Source organism: Thermococcus thermotolerans, assembly GCF_024707485.1.
In the GTDB taxonomy this organism is placed as follows: Archaea; Methanobacteriota_B; Thermococci; order Thermococcales; family Thermococcaceae; genus Thermococcus; species Thermococcus thermotolerans.
In genome coordinates this window covers 1,054,513-1,074,776 of record NZ_CP102602.1, presented here as the reverse complement: position 1 = coordinate 1,074,776, position 20,264 = coordinate 1,054,513, and the positions used below count along the sequence as shown (strand labels likewise).

General features: G+C 53.8%; 16 protein-coding genes and 1 tRNA gene. 6 read left to right on the top strand and 11 right to left on the bottom strand.

The features are described 5' to 3' along the window. Positions 1 to 547 precede the first annotated feature (547 nt). On the top strand, positions 548 to 1,807 hold the full coding sequence (gene gdhA, locus NUS69_RS06110) for a glutamate dehydrogenase (RefSeq protein WP_055430073.1): 1,260 nt from the start codon (positions 548 to 550) through the stop codon (positions 1,805 to 1,807). A gap of 56 nt (positions 1,808 to 1,863) precedes the next feature. Here the strand turns inward: gdhA and NUS69_RS06105 are convergent, their stop codons facing one another. Together NUS69_RS06105 and NUS69_RS06100 are read right to left on the bottom strand one after the other, a co-directional pair. Continuing rightward, on the bottom strand, positions 1,864 to 2,226 hold the full coding sequence (locus tag NUS69_RS06105; RefSeq protein ID WP_258083017.1) for a potassium channel family protein: 363 nt from the start codon (positions 2,224 to 2,226) through the stop codon (positions 1,864 to 1,866). 4 nt (positions 2,227 to 2,230) lie between these two features. Next, on the bottom strand, positions 2,231 to 3,394 hold the full coding sequence (locus tag NUS69_RS06100; RefSeq protein ID WP_258083016.1) for a hypothetical protein: 1,164 nt from the start codon (positions 3,392 to 3,394) through the stop codon (positions 2,231 to 2,233). Between the two features lie 118 nt (positions 3,395 to 3,512). On the opposite strand from NUS69_RS06100, the gene psmB reads away from it, so the two are divergent. The 5 genes from psmB to rpiA are packed head-to-tail and all read left to right on the top strand — an operon-like array spanning position 3,513 to position 8,515. Continuing rightward, complete coding sequence (gene psmB, locus NUS69_RS06095; protein ID WP_258083015.1) at positions 3,513 to 4,124, top strand: archaeal proteasome endopeptidase complex subunit beta; 612 nt, start codon at positions 3,513 to 3,515, stop codon at positions 4,122 to 4,124. Positions 4,125 to 4,134: 10 nt separating this feature from the next. Next, the gene (locus tag NUS69_RS06090) at positions 4,135 to 6,081 is read left to right on the top strand and encodes a beta-CASP ribonuclease aCPSF1 (protein ID WP_258083014.1); all 1,947 of its coding nucleotides are present in this window, start codon (positions 4,135 to 4,137) and stop codon (positions 6,079 to 6,081) included. Between the two features lie 18 nt (positions 6,082 to 6,099). Then, positions 6,100 to 7,434 carry a pyridoxal-phosphate dependent enzyme gene (locus NUS69_RS06085; protein ID WP_258083013.1) on the top strand — a complete coding sequence of 445 codons (1,335 nt, stop codon included), beginning with the start codon at positions 6,100 to 6,102 and terminating at the stop codon, positions 7,432 to 7,434. A 39-nt stretch (positions 7,435 to 7,473) separates the two neighbouring features. After that, a complete protein-coding gene (locus NUS69_RS06080; protein ID WP_308686497.1) occupies positions 7,474 to 7,827 on the top strand; it encodes a hypothetical protein in 354 nt (117 codons plus the stop codon). Between the two features lie 4 nt (positions 7,828 to 7,831). Then, positions 7,832 to 8,515 (top strand): ribose-5-phosphate isomerase RpiA, encoded by a 684-nt coding sequence (rpiA, locus tag NUS69_RS06075; RefSeq protein WP_258083012.1) that lies wholly within the window; start codon positions 7,832 to 7,834, stop codon positions 8,513 to 8,515. Between the two features lie 699 nt (positions 8,516 to 9,214). Here the strand turns inward: rpiA and NUS69_RS06070 are convergent. The 9 genes from NUS69_RS06070 to NUS69_RS06030 form a co-directional block, all read right to left on the bottom strand. Then, a tRNA-Leu gene (locus NUS69_RS06070) sits at positions 9,215 to 9,302 on the bottom strand. A gap of 83 nt (positions 9,303 to 9,385) precedes the next feature. Then, on the bottom strand, positions 9,386 to 10,054 hold the full coding sequence (gene upp / locus NUS69_RS06065) for a uracil phosphoribosyltransferase (protein ID WP_258084991.1): 669 nt from the start codon (positions 10,052 to 10,054) through the stop codon (positions 9,386 to 9,388). A gap of 50 nt (positions 10,055 to 10,104) precedes the next feature. Next, positions 10,105 to 11,559 (bottom strand): MATE family efflux transporter, encoded by a 1,455-nt coding sequence (locus NUS69_RS06060; protein WP_258084990.1) that lies wholly within the window; start codon positions 11,557 to 11,559, stop codon positions 10,105 to 10,107. A gap of 39 nt (positions 11,560 to 11,598) precedes the next feature. Further along, positions 11,599 to 12,999: an MATE family efflux transporter gene (locus NUS69_RS06055; RefSeq protein ID WP_258083011.1), complete on the bottom strand. Its 1,401-nt coding sequence runs from the start codon at positions 12,997 to 12,999 to the stop codon at positions 11,599 to 11,601. A 56-nt stretch (positions 13,000 to 13,055) separates the two neighbouring features. Further along, positions 13,056 to 13,469 carry a type II toxin-antitoxin system VapC family toxin gene (locus NUS69_RS06050; RefSeq protein WP_258083010.1) on the bottom strand — a complete coding sequence of 138 codons (414 nt, stop codon included), beginning with the start codon at positions 13,467 to 13,469 and terminating at the stop codon, positions 13,056 to 13,058. Positions 13,470 to 13,478: 9 nt separating this feature from the next. Continuing rightward, complete coding sequence (locus NUS69_RS06045; protein WP_258083009.1) at positions 13,479 to 13,700, bottom strand: AbrB/MazE/SpoVT family DNA-binding domain-containing protein; 222 nt, start codon at positions 13,698 to 13,700, stop codon at positions 13,479 to 13,481. Between the two features lie 91 nt (positions 13,701 to 13,791). Next, on the bottom strand, positions 13,792 to 16,146 hold the full coding sequence (gene ppsA / locus NUS69_RS06040) for a phosphoenolpyruvate synthase (RefSeq protein WP_258083008.1): 2,355 nt from the start codon (positions 16,144 to 16,146) through the stop codon (positions 13,792 to 13,794). Positions 16,147 to 16,279: 133 nt separating this feature from the next. Beyond that, positions 16,280 to 17,701, bottom strand: coding sequence for an ArnT family glycosyltransferase (locus NUS69_RS06035; RefSeq protein ID WP_258083007.1), 1,422 nt, complete (start codon positions 17,699 to 17,701; stop codon positions 16,280 to 16,282). 58 nt (positions 17,702 to 17,759) lie between these two features. After that, the gene (locus NUS69_RS06030) at positions 17,760 to 20,219 is read right to left on the bottom strand and encodes a glycosyltransferase family 39 protein (RefSeq protein WP_258083006.1); all 2,460 of its coding nucleotides are present in this window, start codon (positions 20,217 to 20,219) and stop codon (positions 17,760 to 17,762) included. Positions 20,220 to 20,264 lie beyond the last annotated feature (45 nt).

Sequence of the window (20,264 nt, the reverse complement as noted above, 5' to 3'; positions counted from 1 at the left end):
GTATAAGGCAAGGCATTCTATAAAAAGCTTTCTGATAGCTTTTTTCGACAAAAGACGATTTACTCAACCGTTAAACCAGGACTATCACCCTCTCGTCATTTTTCTAATACGTCAAAAAAACGTAAGGACTGTTTTGGCATCCTGTCAATTTTGGGTTGTTGCTTTATAAATAATGACGAAGAAATATCCCTCACTTCCCGTCAAATATTTAACGGGCAATGGTCACAGTTGTAACGGTGCCCGATGATTGGAACGAGAGTGATCTGATGGGTGATGACCGACTTCTCGCTGAGGGCCCTCGTTTCAATATAGTTTCATTCATTTTTATTCAATGGTGCCTTTTTATGTGCTCCAATGTATAAAAAATCTTGGATGTACAGCCCTGTTTTTGCCTTAAAATTTCGGCAGATTTTTTCTTTTCGCCGAAAATTTCCGTATATAACTTTTTGTTTAAAATTAACCGTTCTCCTGCCTCCTTTGGCGAAAGGTTTATATATGCAAATGCCTAAGGGTATCTCGCAAATTACCGAAACCCGAGGTGGGAAAAATGGTCGAGATTGACCCGTTTGAGATGGCCGTTCAGCAGCTTGAGAGGGCTGCCCAGTTCATGGATATAAGCGAAGAGGCCCTTGAGTGGCTCAAGAAGCCCATGAGGATTGTTGAGGTCTCAGTTCCGCTTGAGATGGACGACGGTTCTGTTAAGGTTTTCACCGGTTTCCGTGTTCAGCACAACTGGGCCCGCGGTCCGACCAAGGGTGGTATAAGGTGGCACCCGGCCGAGACCCTCAGCACCGTCAAGGCCCTCGCCACCTGGATGACCTGGAAGGTCGCCGTCGTTGACCTCCCCTACGGTGGAGGTAAGGGTGGCATCATAGTCGACCCGAAGAAGCTCTCCGAGAGGGAGAAGGAGAGGCTAGCCAGGAACTACATAAGGGCCATCTACGACGTCATCAGCCCGTACACCGACATTCCGGCTCCTGACGTTTACACCAACCCGCAGATCATGGCCTGGATGATGGACGAGTACGAGGCCATCAGCAGGAGGAAGGTTCCGAGCTTCGGAATCATCACCGGCAAGCCGCCCGGTGTCGGTGGTATCGTCGCCAGGATGGACGCCACTGCTCGCGGTGCCAGCTTCACCGTCCGCGAGGCTGCCAAGGCCCTCGGAATGGACCTCAAGGGCAAGACCATAGCCATCCAGGGTTACGGTAACGCCGGCTACTACATGGCCAAGATCATGAGCGAGGAGTACGGCATGAAGGTCGTCGCCGTCAGCGACAGCAAGGGCGGTATCTACATGGAGGACGGCATAAACGCCGACGAGGTTCTCAAGTGGAAGCGCGAGCACGGCTCAGTCAAGGACTTCCCGGGAGCCACCAACATCACCAACGAGGAGCTCCTTGAGCTCGAAGTCGACGTCCTCGCTCCGAGCGCCATTGAGGGTGTCATCACCAAGGACAACGCTGACAAGATCAAGGCCAAGATTATTGCCGAGCTCGCCAACGGCCCGACAACGCCAGAGGCCGACGAGATACTCCACGAGAAGGGTGTCCTCATCATACCTGACTTCCTCTGTAACGCCGGCGGTGTCACCGTCAGCTACTTCGAGTGGGTTCAGAACATAACCGGCGACTACTGGGACACCGAGACCACCAGGGCCAAGCTCGACAAGAAGATGACCAAGGCCTTCTGGGATGTTTACAACACCCACAAGGAGAAGGGTATCCAGATGAGAGATGCGGCCTACGTCGTCGCCGTCCAGAGGGTCTACGACGCCATGAAGTGGCGCGGATGGGTGAAGAAGTGATTTCTTCCCCTTTTCTATTAGTTTCTGTTCTTCTGCAGGGATACAATGTCGATGTTCTAGAGCTTTTTGCCCCGTTCCTGATATAGCCTTGATATCGCCTGCATCGCGGCCGCGACTATTATTCCCGTCATTATCATCCCCAGTATAGGCAGTATAAAGGCACAGAGGAGCTTTGATATCGGTGTTGTGGGGGTTATGTCACCGTAGCCAACCGTGAAGGCTGATATAAAAGCGAAGTAAATCCCATTGCCGATGCTCAGAGATTCCTGGAAGGCGAGCACCACCCCGAAAACCATTATCAGGGTAAAAAGGCCCAGAAGAATGCTTTTAACGTAGTAGAGGACCATTAAAAATTCGTGGAGGAAGGTTCGAAAGCCTATGAGTTCGATTTCGAGCCCTTCCTCTGTTTTCTTCTCCATTCCATCACACCTTTGCCCAGTACTCCTTCTCCTCGACCATGACCCTTATCATCTCGTCCTCGTCCTTGAACATGGTTCTCCGTGAGGGGTTCTGCATGCCGTAAAACTCCATGAACGGGCTCGGTCTTCTGTCGAAGGGGTAGTATAGGTATATCGCCGCCAGTGTTCTGTATGCCTCGGCCATCTCACTGATGACCCCCGCGGAGACGCCCTCAGCGTAGTGGTAGACCGCTATGGCCTTGCTGACGTCGACAAGGTTGAAGTCTCTCTCAACGAGCTGTCTCCTCAGTATGTCCGTCGCCTGCTCTATGTCCTCCCTGTCGAGCTCCTCAACCTCCTCGCCGTCCAGGAGGTGCTTTATCCTGATGCGCTTTACTGAAGGGTCAGCGTTAACCTGGGCATCGTATTCAGCAACGACCCACCAGTCGTCCAGAGCGCCTGGATCGAGAACGGTGAAGTGCTCACTGAGCTTGTTGTAGAATCCTCTGACCCGCTGGTAGTACTCCTCCTCGTGACCGGTCATCGGGTAGCTGAGGTAAACGAGCGGCTTTTCCTCTTCCCTGAATATCAGGTCGAGGAAGACCTCGTAGGGATGTCTTATTCCGAACTGGAGGATGTAGCGGACCTCGATACCTTCTTTCTTCAGCTCATGTATCAGGGTTTTAACGTGGTTTATTGCATCCTCACGCCACATGACCAGGGTGGTGAGCTTGATGTTCTCGGGGTTCTCACCGAAGCGCTCGAACCACTCGGGGTCGTTGATGATACGCCTCCTTACGGACAGGACATCGTCCAGGACTATTATTACTCGGTTCGGCCTCAGAAGCTTCAGATTGCTTGTTGTGAAGCCTATAACGCTCCCGCTTCCCCAGCGGAAGAGGCTCGGTGTTGAGACCAAGTGAAACTTACGGTCACTTTTATCTATTTCCTTTCTTATTCTATTGAAAGCCTCGTCCCTTATCTCGTTCATCAAATCCTGATGGCTTATGGCGAAGTCAAGGACGTTCTTTCGGGTTATCTTGACGCCCAGTTCCTTTCCGACCTCCCGGATGTAATCGAAAACGTGGTAGTAAACGTAGCTCTCTTCGTCGGCGAACTTCAGTGCCTCGGTTATGTACTCGTCCCGCCCGTTGAGCGGCGGCCCGGTTAGGAGTATGACCTCTTTCATTCTATCACCCCACGGCATCTAAGCGTAGGCTTCGGACGAAACCTTTAAATACTATTCCCCTAAACTGGCGTTGTAGAGGTTCTTCTATTCTAAAAACATACCAGCAGGGGTGTTGTAATTGGCTGAAAAGCTAAAGGGAACGACTACGGTCGGCATTGTGTGTAAGGACGGCGTCGTCCTAGCGGCGGACAGGAGGGCATCGCTCGGCAACATGGTGCTTTCGGGGAACGTCACAAAGGTATTCCAGATAGACGACCACTTGGCCTTGGCCGGTGCCGGGAGCGTTGGGGACATCCTCTCGCTCGTCAGGCTTCTGAGGGCTGAGGCTAGACTGTACAGGGCCAAGGTCGGGAACGAGATGAGTGTGAAGGCCCTTGCTACGCTGACTTCTAACATCCTCCACGGCAGGAGGTTCATGCCGTACTTTGGGTGGTTCCTCATAGCGGGCTACGATGAGAGGCCCGGACTGTACTCGATAGACATGGCCGGCGGCGTTACCGAAGACAGATTCACCGCTGCCGGTTCTGGAATGGAGTTTGCCTTTGCGGTTCTTGAGGATGGGTATAGCGAGGACATGGGGCTTGAGGGGGGCATCAGACTTGCCCTCAGGGCGATAAAGGTAGCCACAAGGCGCGATGTTTTCACGGGGGATGGGATAACTCTCGTTACCGTCACGGAAGACGGTTACAGGGAGCTGAGCAAGGAGGAGATAGAGGCTCTTCTAAAGTGAGGTGGTGGCTTTGATAAGGAGAGAAACTTTCGTTGATGACATTCTACGTGACATAAAAGCTGTAATAAGCCAGATGGTTCCGAGGGAGGCCAGGATAACTGAAGTTGAATTCGAAGGGCCAGAGCTTGTAATCTACGTCAAGAATCCCGAAGCCATAATGCAGGACGGGGAGCTCATCAAAAACCTCGCCAAGGTTCTAAAGAAGCGCATCAGCGTCCGTCCAGACCCTGAAGTCCTCCTTCCTCCAGAGAGGGCGGAGGAGATGATAAAGCAGATTGTTCCGGCGGAGGCAGAGATAACCAACATAAGCTTTGACCCGTCCGTCGGTGAGGTTCTCATAGAGGCCAAAAAGCCGGGCCTGGTTATAGGAAAGAACGGCGAAACGCTTCGCTTGATAACCCAGAAGGTCCACTGGGCGCCTCGCGTCATAAGGACACCACCGCTTCAGAGCCAGACCATATACTCGATAAGGCAGATACTTCAGGCGGAGGCGAGGGACAGGAGAAAGTTCCTCCGCCAGGTTGGCAGGAACATCTACCGCAAGCCCGAGCTGAAAAGCGAGTGGATTAGGATAACCAGCCTTGGGGGCTTCCGCGAGGTTGGTAGAAGTGCCCTTCTAGTCCAGACTAACGAAAGTTATGTTCTTGTGGACTTCGGTGTTAACATAGCCGCCCTCCGCGACCCCAAAAAGGCATTTCCGCATTTTGACGCGCCCGAGTTCAGGTACGTTCTTGATGCTGGGTTACTCGATGCGATCATCATAACCCACGCCCACCTCGACCACAGCGGAATGCTCCCTTACCTCTTCCGCTACAAGCTCTTCGACGGTCCGATATACACGACACCGCCGACGAGGGATCTGATGGTGCTCCTTCAGCAGGACTTCATCGAGATACAGCAGATGAACGGCGTCGAGCCTCTCTACCGGCCGAGGGACATCAAAGAGGTCATCAAGCACACGATAACCCTCGACTACGGCGAGGTTCGCGACATCGCCCCGGACATGAGACTCACCCTCCACAATGCAGGCCACATCCTCGGTTCATCGATAGTTCACCTCCACATAGGCAATGGGCTTCACAACATAGCCATAACCGGAGACTTCAAGTTCATCCCTACGAGGCTCTTTGAACCCGCTGTAAGCAGGTTCCCGCGTCTGGAGACCCTCATTATGGAATCCACCTACGGAGGAAGCAACGACTACCAGATGCCGCGTGAAGAAGCCGAGAAGCGCCTTATAGAGGTCATCCATCAGACGATTAGGAGGGGAGGTAAGGTTCTCATACCTGCCATGGCGGTCGGCAGGGCACAGGAGATAATGATGGTTCTCGAAGAGTACGCCCGGGTCGGCGGTATAGAGGTGCCCATATACCTCGATGGAATGATATGGGAGGCCACTGCAATCCACACGGCTTATCCGGAGTACCTCAGCAAGCACCTGCGCGAGCAGATATTCCACGAGGGCTACAACCCGTTCCTCAATCCGGTTTTCAAGAGCGTTGCCAACTCTCGTGAGAGGCAGGACATCATAGACAGCGGAGAGCCGGCAATAATCATAGCCACTTCGGGCATGCTCGTCGGTGGGCCGAGCGTGGAGTACTTCAAACAGCTCGCTCCTGACCCGAAGAACAGCATGATCTTCGTCAGCTACCAGGCCGAGGGAACGCTTGGAAGACAGGTTCAGAGGGGACTCAGGGAAATACCTCTGGTCGGAGAGGGCGGAAAGACCGAGGTTGTCAAGGTCAACATGGAGGTTCACACCATCGACGGCTTCTCCGGCCACGCCGACAGGAGGGAGCTTATCAGCTACATAGCCAGGCTGAGACCGAGGCCTGAGAGGGTCATAACCGTCCACGGAGAACCACACAAGTGCCTTGACCTGAGCACCAGCATCCACAAGAAGTTCGGCATCTCAACGCGCGCCCCGAACAACCTGGATGCAATAAGGCTTAAGTGACCGTCCGAGTGATGCCCGATGCAGGTTCGATGTCCAAGCTGCGGGAGGCTCTACTCCTCCCTTATTCCCCCAACGTGCTCCTGCGGTGAGCCGCTCAGGATAGCGTACGACTACGAATCCGTGGACGTTTCTTCATGGAAAGGGAGAAAGCCCGGTGTTTGGAAGTATCGGGAACTTCTCCCCGCTGTGGACCGTGTAATCAGCCTGAACGAGGGCGGAACACCTCTTCTGAAGGCAAAACTCGGTGAAGAACTTGGGCTGAACGTCTTCATCAAGGACGAGACGAGGAATCCGACGGGTTCATTCAGGGACAGGCTCATCACCGTGGCGGTCTCCTATGGCATGCCCCACGCCGAGAACGGCTTTGTGGTTGCGAGCAACGGAAACGCCGCCGCTTCCCTTTCGGCCTATGCCGCCCGGGCAGGAAAGCCTGCCTACACAGTCGTTCCAAAACTGGTTGAGCAGGGGAAGCTGAACCAGATAGTGGCTTTCGGTGCCAAGGTTATACGCTACGGTGAGAGCGTCGATGAGGGCATAAGCTACGCGGAAGGATTGGCTGAGGGCAAGGGGCTCTACAACGTCACCCCCGAGAGCAACCTCATAGGTTTGGAGGGACAGAAGACGCTCGCCTTTGAGCTGTGGGAGGAGCTGAACCCGACCCACGTGGTGGTCCCGACGGGAAGTGGGAGCAACCTATACAGTATCTACAAGGGGTTCGTCGAGCTCATGGAGATAGGGACCATCGAGGAGATGCCCCGGCTCATAGCGGTTCAGGCGGAGAAATGTTCCCCCATAGCGAGTGAGGTTCTGGGCGTCGAGCCGAGGGCGGAGCCGACCAAGGCGCTGGCGCTCTACGTGAAGAACCCTGTGATGAAGGAGCTGGCTTTGAAGGCCATAGGCGAGACCGATGGAACCGCTGTGATGGTCGGCGAGGATGAGCTCGACCTTGGGCAGAGGTTGCTTGCCGGGGAGGGCATATTCGCGGAGTACGCTTCGGCGGTGATAGTTCCGGCCCTGCTCAAGCTGGCGGAGGAAGGCTACTTCGAGAGGAACGACAGGATAGCGCTCATCGTGACCAGCTCTGGCCTCAAGGGGCACTACGCTGAAACCCGGGAGAAGTTCAGCATCGGAGGGACGAAGCTTGATATACTGAGGCTCCTCAGCGAGAGGGTCATGTACGGCTACGAGATATGGGAAGCCCTTGAGAAGCCGCTCAAGTATCAGGCGGTTTACCAGCACCTCCGTGAGCTTGAAAGCCTGGGCCTGATAGGCGAATCTCATAGAAGGGGCAGGCGTGTATACTACAGGCTGACCGATAAGGGCCGCAAGTTCCTGGAGACACTATCCGAGTAACGGAAAGGTTTTAAAAGGTCTTTTTAAAGCTAAGCGTAGGTGAAGAACGTGGAGCTGGCAATTGAACACAAGTTTTCACTCTCAGTTTACATATGGGGACTCATCTGTGGCCTGGTCAGTGGGGTTGCCGCCGCAAAGTTCCAGTACGGCTGGATGATAGGCATCGCCATGTTCCTGATCATCGACAAGGTAGTCATGGCCCTCATAAAGGAGCTGCCGCCCGACATCGAGGAGGAGCGCCTGATACTCAGGAAGGCCTTCTTTGGCTGGTTCCTGTTCTGGCTCTACTTCACCATGCTCAGCTACACTCTGATGGTCAACTTCCAGCCCCAGTTCTACTCAAACCAGAGCCTGCTTTATCAACTCACACAGAACGGAACGGTGATGGGGTGAGTCTATGGAGGAGCTCAAGAGGGCGGTTGCCAAGGAGGCCCTGAAGTTCATTGAGGATGATATGGTAGTTGGCCTCGGCACTGGCTCCACCACTGCATACTTTATCGAGTATCTGGGCAAGCTCATCATGGAGGGGGAGCTTGAGGACGTTTACGGGATTCCAACGTCCTATCAGGCCAGGCTTCTCGCCCTTGAGAACGGTGTCCCGGTAGTGGGTCTGGACGAAGTCGATGCGATAGACATAGCCGTTGACGGCGCCGACGAAGTTGACCCACACCTGAACCTCATAAAGGGTCGCGGTGCGGCTTTAACGATGGAGAAGATAATTGAATACCGCGCTGGAACGTTCCTCGTTCTCGTTGACGAGAGCAAGCTGGTCGAGAGGCTCGGTCAGAAGATGCCCGTTCCGATCGAGGTCATTCCGGCGGCATGGCGCGCCATAGCTGAGGAGATAGAGGTCTTCAACGCAACGGCAGAGCTGAGGATGGCGAGCAGGAAGGACGGGCCGGTCGTTACCGACAACGGCAACTTCATCCTTGATGCGAGGTTCCACCGCATAGATGACCCGCTCGACCTTGAGATAGAGCTCAACAACATCCCCGGTGTTGTCGAGAACGGCATCTTTGCAGACATAGCCGACATAGTCCTCGTCGGAACCAAGGACGGCGTCAAGAGGCTGGAGCGCTGAGGTTTTTCTTTTCTGCGGGCTTTGTTTTGATTCTTGTTCGGGCACACACATCATCGTCAGCGTTGAAACTTTGTCCAGCAAAGTTGCCCGATAAGGTTCTATCCATTCGTGATGCAGGAAGCTTTTAGAAAAAGCTTTACCAATGAAACTTTACCCTGCAAAGTTTCATCAAAGTTCGTGATTCCCTCATAAACGCTTTTTTGCACGTGTTTGCAATTTCAAAGACCCGTTACGCTCCGGAATTCTCAGATTTGGGAACATTTATCGGGGTTTACTTTCCCCGCGCTCCAAAGGAGCGCTCTTTAGAAAACCCTATTTCCAACAGCCTCTTTGAAGAGAATTCCCTTTTGTAAAAACCCCTCAAAAGCGCAAACTTTCCAAAATCGAACTTTGAAAGAGAATCACGAACCTTGATCAAACTTCGCGCTCAGCCTTTAAGAAAGGCTGGCGAAAGAAAGCCATTCTAATCAAACTTGCAGAAGATCAACGCTGCATTATCCAAAAGCAACTTTAGAAGGGTTTGACACTAAATAAAGCCCTTCAAGCAGTTTCAAGTTTGTTTTGGGCGTCCTTTGGACGCCCTTCTGGGGAGTGAAACACTCACACAAATACAATTTGGGCAATAAACCCCACCAGAAACAAGCAATTTCAAGAATGCACCTCAAATTCCGCCAGCGCTTTCGTCAGAAAGGGCTGTTGTGGTGCGGGGGCGGGGATTTGAACCCCGGAACCCCTGCGGGAGTGGATCTTGAGTCCACCGCCTTTGACCAGGCTCGGCAACCCCCGCGCACTGCGGGTTTCAAAGAGAATAACAAAAGGCCGGCTTATAAATTTAACGTCCGCGAGCAGAGAAAACGGAAAGAAGGAATCTCAAACCTTAATCGGCGCACCGAAGGCCCTGTCGCCTGCATCGCCGAGGCCGGGGAGTATGTAGCCGTGGTCGTTGAGCTCCCTGTCTATCGCCGCCACGAACATCTCGACCTCTGGGTGGGCTTCCTTTATCCTGCTTATGCCCTCCGGCGCCGCGAGAACCCCAACTATGACGTAGCGCTTGGCCTTTCCGTACTTCTTAACCTCTTCGAGAACCTTGATGAGCGTTGAACCGGTCGCTATCATCGGATCCGCTATGATAACTGTATCCTCCGGCTTTACCTGAGGTACTTTCACGTATTTCATCTCTATCTCGAACTTCGGCGCCTTTCCTCGTGATGCCGAAACGATACCCACGCGGGCATGGTCAAGAACCTTGATGAGTCCCTCCATCAGCGGTATCGCCGCGCGGAGAACGGTGATTATGACGACGTTTCGCCTGTCCTTGATTATTGTTCCTTCCGTCTCCTCAAGCGGCGTCTTTATCGGAACCCTCTCGACCTCCATCGTCTTGGTCAGCTCGTAGGCCATATAGCGGCCGAGCTTAACGAGTCCCTTTCTGAACGGTATCGGTCCCGTTCTCTCATCGCGAAGCTCCATCAGAATCTCCATGATGAACGGGGAGTCTTCAAAGGAGTAAACACCCTTCCACCGCTTATCCTCTATCATCGCTCTCACCGGTGGTGGGTCGGGGGAAGGGTTTATTAGCCTTCCGGCTGTTAAGCCGTGGCCTTCTCAGGCTCGGTTTTTGATTTTTCCTCGATTATCCGTCTCATCCATGTGCCGCGCAGGAACCATGCAAGGGCGACTATCGCGGCTATAAAGTTGCTCATTCCCATGCCGAAGAACACTCCCCTGCTCGTGAAGTCGAAGAGCTCCGCGAGGGGTACGGTGATTCCAAGGATTGTTATGGCACCGATGTAGCCAAAGGCATAGCTGAGCGGAATCCTCAGGCCCCAGAGGCGGAATATGCCAAGGGCCATGCTCTTCTTGGTGTGGCCTGCCGAACTGAAGGTTCTGTTGACGACTATGAAGATTCCATTGAAGAACGGCACCGAGATTAGGAAGTATCTCATAACGACCTCGCTCTCCTTGATGACGGCAGGGTCATTTAAGAACACGCGGAATATCTCGACGCGGAAGATGCCGATTACTAGTATCGCGAGGCTGGCTATTGCGAAGTTTATGAGCATCGTCCTCTCGGCTATTCTTTTTGCCCTCTCGTAGTTCTCCGCTCCGACGTTCTGGGCTATCATCGTTCCCATCGCCATGCTTATGCCGCGCGAGATGCTCGTGAGGAAGTTCACCAGTCTGGTGGTTATAACGTAGGCCGCGTAGGTGACATCGCCGAAGCCGAAGATTATCCTCGTGAGGATAACGAAGCCGAAGCTGTTCGCCGACTGACCGATGCTCGACGGCAGGCCAACCTTGAATATCTTCCTGTAGAACTCGAAGTCTGGTTTGAGGCTCTCAAGGCTCAGGCTCAGCCCAACCCTATCCGTGAAGAGGAGGTAGAGCCCTATGAATGCCCCTATCGAGTTTGCAAAGACCGTCGCTATTGCGGCCCCGGCAACGCCCAGCTTTGGAAAGCCCAGCCACCCGAATATCAGTATCGGGTCAAGGATTATGTTTATCGCCACAGTGAGGAGGGTTATCTTGACGGGTGTCTTCGTGTCCCCCGTTGCTCTCACGAGCGCTCCAAAGGCCATGAAGGTGAAGGAAAATGGGATGCCGAGGAATATTATCGTCGCGTAGGTGAGCGAATATGGGTAGACGTTCTCGCTGACCTTCATGAAGTGCAGGGCGTACGGTAGGAGAAGCGTTCCGATTATGGCCGTTGCCGTCGCGAAGAACAGCATGAGCGAGTAGAGTGCCCCTGCCGAGCGGTTTGCCCTGTCGTACTTCTCAGCGCCTATATACTGGCCTACGAAGGCAAAGCCCGCGGTGGTAAACCCGAGTCCAAGGGCCATTAATGTGCCGATTATTGGCCATGTGACTCCCGGGGCCGAGAGCGCCTCCCTCCCGAGTTTGCCGAGCCAGAAGGTATCGGTTATGTTGTAGACAACTTGGACTAGATTGTTAACAATGAGCGGGCCCGCCAGAACGAGAAGTGTCTTTTCTATGGGCCCGGTTATTATCTCTTCGCGCATTCTCTGGATTTTCTCGCTCTTCATGTGCAATCAGACCGCAATCGAAACGGTGATATAAAAGGTTTATGATGCGCTCGCGGATTCCTCGATTATCCTTTCCATCCAGCTCCCTGTCAGGAACCAGGCGAGAGCAACAACCGCGCCGAGAACGTTGCTCAGACCCATCCCGAGCCACATTCCAGCGGTGTCCTTCACGAGGATTCCGAGGCCGTAGCTGAGGGGCAACCTTAGCCCCCAGAGGCGGAGCATGCTGAGGAGCATGCTCTTCTTGGTGTGTCCTGAACTCTGGAAGACGTTGTTTACCGCCGAGAATATGCCGAAAAACGGCAGTGATGCGGAGAAATACTTAACGACCTTAGCGCTCTCGGCTATTATCGCCGGGTCGTTGATAAAGAAGGCGAATATCTCCACCCGGAAGAAGGCGAAGAGGAGCGTTCCGACGCTAAGGATGGCAAAGTTTATTGCCATCGTCTTCTCGGCTATGGTCTTGGCCCTCTCGTAGAGCTTCGCACCGACCGTCTGACCGACCATCGTTCCCATCGCCATGCTTATGCCGTCAGAGAAGGCGAACATGAAATTGGTCAGTCTATTGGTTATCGAATAGGTCGCGAAGGCCACATCAGCCTCACCGAACTGACCGCCAAGGGTGAAGATTATCCTCGTGAGTATGACGAAGCCAAGGGCTGTGGTTGACGAACCAACACTTGAGGGTATGCCGACGCGGAAGATGCGCTTGTAGAATTCCCAGTCTGGCTTCAGGCCTTCCATCGTGAGGTGTATCCCGACCTTCCCCTTGAAGAGGAGGTATCCACCGACGAGCGAGCCGAGGCTGTTGGAGAACATCGTTGCTACTGCTGCACCTATGACTCCAAGCTCCGGAAACGGTCCCCAGCCGAATATCAGGAAGGGATCCAGGGCCAGATTGAGGAGCACGGTGGCTATGTTTATCTTAACCGGTGTTTTGGTGTCGCCTATGGCCCTCAGGAGGAAGTTGAAGGCGAAGAGCGTGAAGGCGAAGGGTATCCCGGCGAAGATGACACGGGTGTAGTTGAGTGCGTAGGGATAGACGGTGTCACTAACGTTCATGAACTTGAGGAGGTATGGGGCCGAGAGGACACCAAATACGCCAACTCCAATAGCGAACAGCATCATGAGGGAGTAGAGCGCTCCTGCGGCCCTGTTTGCTTTTTCATATGCCTTCGCCCCGACGTACTGGCTCACGAAGGCGAAACCTGCCGTTGCAAAGCCCATCCCTATGGCCATGAAGAACCACACCAGCGGCCACGCCGTCCCCGGTGCCGCCAACTCCTCCCTTCCGAGTTTACCGAGCCAGTACGTGTCGGTGAGGTTGTAGAGAACCTGCACGAGCTGGTTTATGATTAAAGGATAGGCTAGCACTATGAGCGTCTTCACTATAGGTCCACCCACGATCTGGTCGCGCATTGCCTCTACTTCACGCCTCATTGAGATGGCTGTCGAAACGTGTGTATAAAAGCCTTATGGTGGATAAAAGAGCCAGTTCAGGGGAGAACACGAACGTCAAGATTCAAGAAATGTCTATCGAATGTGTAGATTTCATTAGTGCCCAGTTCCTTCATCTTCAGATAGGCGAGGGCATCGTTTATGCTGACGCTTCTCTCGGATGCTACGAGGGCGGCCTTTAGGTAGTCCTCCGAGGTAACGGAAAGAACCCGCACATTGTCTGCAGTGAGCAACTCCTCAATGAAAGCTATCGCCGTTGAGAGATTTACTTTGGCTTCAATTATATTAGCGACCTCGCTTAGGTGCACAGTGGTTGTAGCCACCGTCTCTCCCTCTTCAATTCTCTTCAGGATTTCCATTGCCAGCCTCTTCCTTTCGAGGATTTCCTTCGGAAGGTTCGGTCTGGGCTTTAGCAGGGCGTACAGGAAAACGTTAGCGTCTATGAACCTCATTATAACACCTCAGTAGAGACTTTTCAGGAGCTCTCTTTCAACGTCAGTCCCTTTGATTTCGGCGTCAATTATGTCGAAGAACTTAGAGAGTCTCGGCTTCTTTCGCGGTATTATCTCAATCCGATCATCGAACTCAATGAGAATAACCTCATTCCCCCACCTTTCACGCCAGCTCTTTGGCAGAACAAGCCTTCCTTGGGGGTCAATCCTTTTTATTTCCACAGTTGCCATAGCATCACCATTAATCTATTTGTGCTGGAACAAAATAAGGCTTTTGGTACTGCGGTTCAACTTAGAAAACGAATAGAAAAGGGAAGAAAGCTCACTCGAAGAGCCTCTTGCGAGCCGCCTCAAGGATGAGCTTCTGCTCCTCCTGGGCGACGGTCTTCCTGATGAGCTCGACCGCGTCGGGGTTGGCGCTGATGCTGTCGATGCCGAGCCTGACGAGGATCTTGGCCATCTTCGGGTCGCTTCCTGCCTGTCCGCAGATGCTGGTCTCGACGCCGTACTTCTTGGCGACCTTGATGACGTTCTCGATGAGCTTGAGCACCGCCGGGTGCTTCTCGTCGTAGAGGTAGGCTATCCTGTCGTTGTCCCTGTCGATGGCGAGGGTGTACTGGGTGAGGTCGTTGGTGCCGAAGCTGACGAAGTCAAGGCCCTCCTTGATGAGGTCCTCGATGATGAGAGCCGCTGCCGGAACCTCGACCATTATTCCCCACTCGACGTCCTTGTGCGGCTCAAGGCCGACACTCCTGGCGATCTCCTTGGCCTTCCTGATCTGCTCGGGGTTGGCGACGAGCGGGAGCATGACGCCAATGTTGTCGTAGCCCTCCTCGACGACCTTCTTGATGGCGGTGAACTCGGCCTTGAGGAGCTCAACCTGGTCAAGGCTCCTCCTGATTCCGCGCCATCCGAGCATCGGGTTCCTCTCGTCCGGCTCGTCCTCTCCGCCGGGCATCTCCTTGAACTCGTTGGTCGGCGCATCAAGCGTCCTGTACCAGACCGGCCTCGGGTAGAAGGCAGCGGCAACGGTCCTGATGCCGTCGGCGAGCTTCTCGACGAGCTCGTCGAACTTGCCCTCCTTGATGAACTTGACCGGGTGCTTGCCTATGGTGAGGATCATGTGCTCGGCGCGGAGGAGACCGACACCGTCGGCGCCGGTGGCGGCTGCCCTCTCGGCGACCTCCGGCATGGAGACGTTGACCTTGACCTTGGTGGCGGTGACGAGCGGGGCACCGGCAACGACGACCTGTCCGCCAGCGGCCTTCTCTTCCTCCTTCTTCTCGACGAGGCTCTTGACTATGCCCTTGTAGACGACACCGCGGGTACCGTCAACGGTGACGTAGTCGCCGGTCTTGAGCTTCTTGGTAGCCTCCTTGGTACCGACGACTGCCGGGATGCCGAGCTCCCTGCTGACGATTGCCGCGTGGCTGGTTCTTCCGCCCTCGTCGGTGACGATAGCGGAAGCCCTCTTCATGGCCGGAACCATGTCCGGGTTAGTCATGGTGGTGACGAGAACGTCGCCCTCCTTGACCTTGTCGATCTCGTCGGCCTCGAAGATGACGACGACCCTTCCGGCACCAATGCCCGGTGAGGCACCGAGTCCCTTGAGAATGACCTCGGCCTCCTCAACCTCGGCGGCCTCCTGGGCGGTCTCGGTCTCCTTGAGGGTGGTGATCGGCCTGCTCTGGACGATGTAAAGCTTGCCGTCGTCGGCGTCGTAGGCCCACTCTATGTCCTGCGGCCAGCCGTAGTGCTCCTCGATCTTGGCGCCTATCTTGGCGACCTCGATGATCTGCTCCTCGGTGAGAACCTGCTTCTCAACCCACTCCGGACCGAGGTAGTCGGCGACCTTGACGTAGATGGTTCCCTTGCCGGTCTCCGGGTTGCGGACGACCATGACTTCCTTCTTGGCGATGTACTTCTCCTTTATCTTCCAGGTGCCCTTCTCGACGATGTACTCGTCCGGAGAAACACTGCCGCTGACGACGGCCTCACCAAGGCCCCAGCTGGCGTTGATCATAATCTCGTTCCTGTTGTTGGTGACCGGGTTGGCGGTGAACATGACACCGCTGGTCTTGCTGTTGACCATCTTCTGGACGACCGCTGAGAGGTAGACCTTGCTGTGGTCGAAGCCCTGCTTGGCCCTGTAGAAGGTGGCCCTGGCGGTCCAGAGGCTGGCCCAGCACTTCTTGACCTTGTCTATGACGTCGTCAACGCCGTAGACGTCGAGGTAGGTCTCCTGCTGGCCGGCGAAGCTGGCCTCCGGGAGGTCCTCAGCGGTGGCCGAGCTTCTGACGGCGACGTAAACCGCGTCCTTGTTGAATCTCTGGGAGAGCTCCTTGTATGCCCTCTCAATCTCTCCGGCTATCTCTGCCGGCATCGGGAGCTCGATTATCTTCTGCCTGATCTTGGCAGTGTTCTCCTGGAGCTGCTTGGAGTCATCGACGTTGGTCTCGGCGATGACGCCCATAATCCACTCCTGGAGGGTCTTACCGTCCTCAAGCTTGACGTTCTCGACGAAGTACTTGTAGGCCTCGGCGGTAACACAGAAGCCGGGCGGAACCGGAATGCCGGCGTTGGTCATTTCTCCAAGGTTGGCACCCTTTCCGCCAACAAGAGCGACGTCGCCCTTTCCGAGTTCCTCAAACCACTTTATAAATTTGTATTCGCTCATGCGAATCCCTCCACAATCGTTTACTGCGGGTGATATATCGAGGGTGCATATTTAAAATTAACTATCCAAGGCTGTTCTCTGGCGTACATGAATGAAAAAGAAGGCGAATGTGTTCATTTGGGTTGACGGGGGCTTAGCTATCCTTGCTTTTGGGGATTGAGGTGGAGCGAATGAAAACCTTAAAGCCCTCTTCAGGGAACTCCCTGGCGATGGTGTACATACCGCTTTCTTCGATGTTTAATGGAGGGTCGCTCTCCATTTTGATTATAAGGTCGTACTTTCCGCTGGCGATTCTGTTACGAACCTGTTGTCTGTCCATTATGACCTGGATTATTGCATCCGGGTAGTACAGTCCCGCCATCGTGTACATCTTGGGCGAGACAAGGAGCCATTCCACGGAAGGGTAGTTGGCTGAGGCGTATTCCATCACCTTAACATAGACAGCCCCCTGTTCGTCCCACTGCCCTTTGAGGTGTAGGGCGTCTCTTCCAATTGGAATCAGGAACAGTATCAGGAGCAGGATAGACGCATACTTTCTGCGCTCGGCACTCGTTATAAGTCCGTGGAGAATCTCCGCCAGGCTCCACAGGCCGTGAGCGGCTAGGAGGGCAATCGCCGGAGAGAGGAACGTTATGAAGCGCTCTTCCTTATGGGTTACGGTCATTATTCCCAGCAGTCCCAGAAAGAGCCAGCTTATGAGAAGCCACCCCTCGTCGTTCTTTTTGAGAAATACAAAGCCGGTTATTGCTAAGAACAGGAGGATACCCAGGGTGTTGGCTATCATTCCCACGTAGTCGAATGCTGAAACAGGTGGTGCGTTGGTTACGTACTGGGTGGCCACGCTGAAGGGCTTAAACGCACCGCCATAATAGAGATGCCCCATGTACATCCAGGGCAGGAGGACAAGGATGAAGAGGAGGAACCCGAGGGGATACTCCTTTTTCTTTGCCCAGTCCCAGTGTTCGGTCAGATACAGGTATGCTATTATAACCCCCAGTATCGAGAGTCCTGTGTATCTGGTCAGCACCGCTATTCCCGCTATTATGAACGAGAGGTACAGCTTCATGGCTTCGCCCCTCTTTCTCCCGGTATACAGTAGGTATATGGCGAGGGTGTAGAAAAACGTGAACTCGCTGTGGACGAGCTCGCGGGTGCCCATCGCAAAAGCCAGGGGATTGAAGACGTAGAACATAGCCGCCGTAAACGCCTTCAGCCGGTCTTTCCAGAGCTCCATAGCAAAGATATATACGAGGCCAGCCGTCAGGGCGTAAAAGAACGCTGAGACGAGCCGGGCTGTCTCTAGGTGGGAGTGGGGTGGAACGAACCTAAAGAGAAGCGAGAGCGTGTAGACATAGACTGGTGGACGGTACATCATGTAGACCCCTTGGTAGGTGTAGTTCGTTATGCCCTTGAGGAGATTCCTTGCGATATTTATGTACAGGGCCCCATCGTAGGTGATGGTTCTATTGGGTAGGAAGGCTATGGCTAGAGTCAGGGAAAAAAGGGCTATTGCCCCACTTATGTATACATCCCTTTTTGGGAGTGCTGGCGTCACGTCACACCCTCCATTTACTCCAGGGTGTGTTACTATTTAAACCTTCCGAAATTAAAAATCAGGAGAAGCTGAGCAGTGGATGTACCTTTAGAAGTCCGTTGATCATGTCGATTGCTCTATCGCTGCCGTAGGCGTAGCCGAAGTAGCGGTACATGGTGAGCACCGCATCGAGGGGGTGTACCTCCCTGTTGGGGTCGAACGTATTCTCGATGAAGCTGAGGGTTTTCTCCTCCGCGTCCTTAAGTCCGGCGACGTGATAGATGTATGCCATCTGGGCGTAAGTGGCTCTGGAATACGCGTACTCATACTTTTCTGCCTTCAGCTTTCCGCTGTCCTCCTGCTCTCCTGTCATCCATTCGGCCGCTTTTCTGACTGCTTTGAGGACACTCTCATTGCCCGTAAGCTGATAGTACCTTGCGAGGCTTGAGGCGAGGGCTATGGTGGTTCCGAGGTTGTTGTTCCAGCTTCCGTCTCCCTTCTGCTCCCTCAGCAGCTGGGTGACGATGTTCTTCTCGGTTGTGGAGTTCAGGATTCCAAGCTCCTTGTAAACGGGGAGCATGAGAGCGTTTGTCACGAGGCCACCTTTATTGTCCTTCGGTGTTGTCATAAAGTAGTCCTCGCGTTCCCTGCTCTCAAGCAGATTGAGAGCCCTATCCTTTCCGTCGAAGTTGACCTCCTTCAGAGGTTCGAGGGTGTACGCGGTGTACAGGGTGAAATCATTGGGGGGGACGCCCCACGGGAACGCTCCGTTGTCCATCTGTTTGTACGAGAGCCAGCGGAGGAGCCAGTCTGTGCGGGCGTTGAAGGCATCAACTCCGGTCTTTTGGTAGAGACGTGAGTAGAGGTCAACCACCCATGCGTTGAGGTTGAAGTAGGCCTTGTACCTGGTGTCGAAGTCGGCATAATTATAGCCAGTCCAGAACTTCTCCAGGAAATTGACGAGCGGTGAGTAATTTCCGGTATAGTTTAGAGGAAACGGCTGTTCCATCTTTAGGGTTGGCTCCGGAATAAAGCGGTATATGACCGAACCGCCGTTGCAGAATTCGACCTTGAAATGGGTATCGTAGGGGGCATATTCCATAAGGCCGTATCGAATGAGACCGTAGGAGTACCTTTTCCTGTCAACGAAGATGTAGCTTACGTTGTATTTCCTCATAAGATAATACGCCCACTCGCGCTGGTTTGAGCTGAACATGACGACGTGGTCAGTATACGCCTGGCCCGCCTCCCTCACAGTGGGAGCCTCTCCAAAGAAGCCCTGATAGACTTTTTTCCATATGACAACGTCCTTTCTGTGTGTGTTTCCTATGAGGAGATATCCCATATCCCACCAAACGAGTATTGTGGCGTTTTCAGGAGTGTTCTGGACTATCCACTCGTAGGCCTCCTTATCGCTCACAGTTGGCGCCTCGACGTACTTGTAAGCCCCGTAGGCTCCCTGGGCAAGAGGAGTGACCAACAACAGCAGGATCACCAGTGAGGTTACCCAGTGCTTTCGTGAAATACTCTTTATCCACTCGGCGCCCAGACCTTTCACGTCTTCGAAGGCTCTCTGGATAAACGGTCCGATGGCAGGAAAGACAGCGTCAATAAGGTATTCCGCGGCCATGACGGAGAGGGGTATTGTCGCGTAGGGGTCGCGGAAGCGGAAGGAAATTCCGCCGGCCAGCATAAACGCCCAGGCCCAGAGGACGAAGCCACGTCGTATGCTGTCCCTTTTGAAATAGTATGGGCTGGCTATGGCTCCAAAGACGAGCTGGATAACGCCTATCCACTTGAAGTATCCCAGGAAGCTCACTTCACTCCGCTGAAGCCTGAGGAACAGCTCCCCAACGGTTGACTGGATGAAAGACACCTGCGTGTAGGCTATGAGAGCTAAAACGACCAGGGCGACGAAATAGTGGAGGTTCTTTCTTATGAAAGGCCACAGGTAGGAGGCGAACAGCAGAACCGCGGCCATGGCAAAGAATATCCACCCCCTGTGGGTCAGCATGTAGACCGTCATCACGATAGCCAGAAGGACCAGATTGGAGAGCTTCCTAGATTTCATGAATCTTATCAGGAACAGCAGGCTTACCGAGAACAGGAACAGACCGAGGTTTTCAGGGATGTAGAGACTCGTTCTGTATATGAAGTTGGGGGCAAAGGCAAGAAATGCCGTCGCAAGAAGGGCGCGGTTTTTGTCCCCCGTGAGCTCTTTAAACGCCAGGTAGAAGCCAAACACTGCGAGGGTGCCGTAGACCGCCGGGAGGACGAAGAAGAAGTGATCGGACGGGAATATCTTGTAAAACGCCGCGCCGATTATATGGAACAGCGGCGGATAGCTGTAGGCTCTCAGTCCGATCAGGGAAGGTATATCCTTTGGGATCGAGCCTATGCCTTGGCTGACTATCCTTAGGGTTATGTCTCGGTGGAGATACTCGTCGTATGTCGCTAAGAGAAGCGTTCTGTGGGGAATGAGCCTTATGATGAAAGCGGAGATAAGAAGCAGGGGAAGGTAGAGGCTTTCTCTCTTCATTGCACGACACCCCTCAAATTTTTAAGCTCCTTTTTTTTTAACATT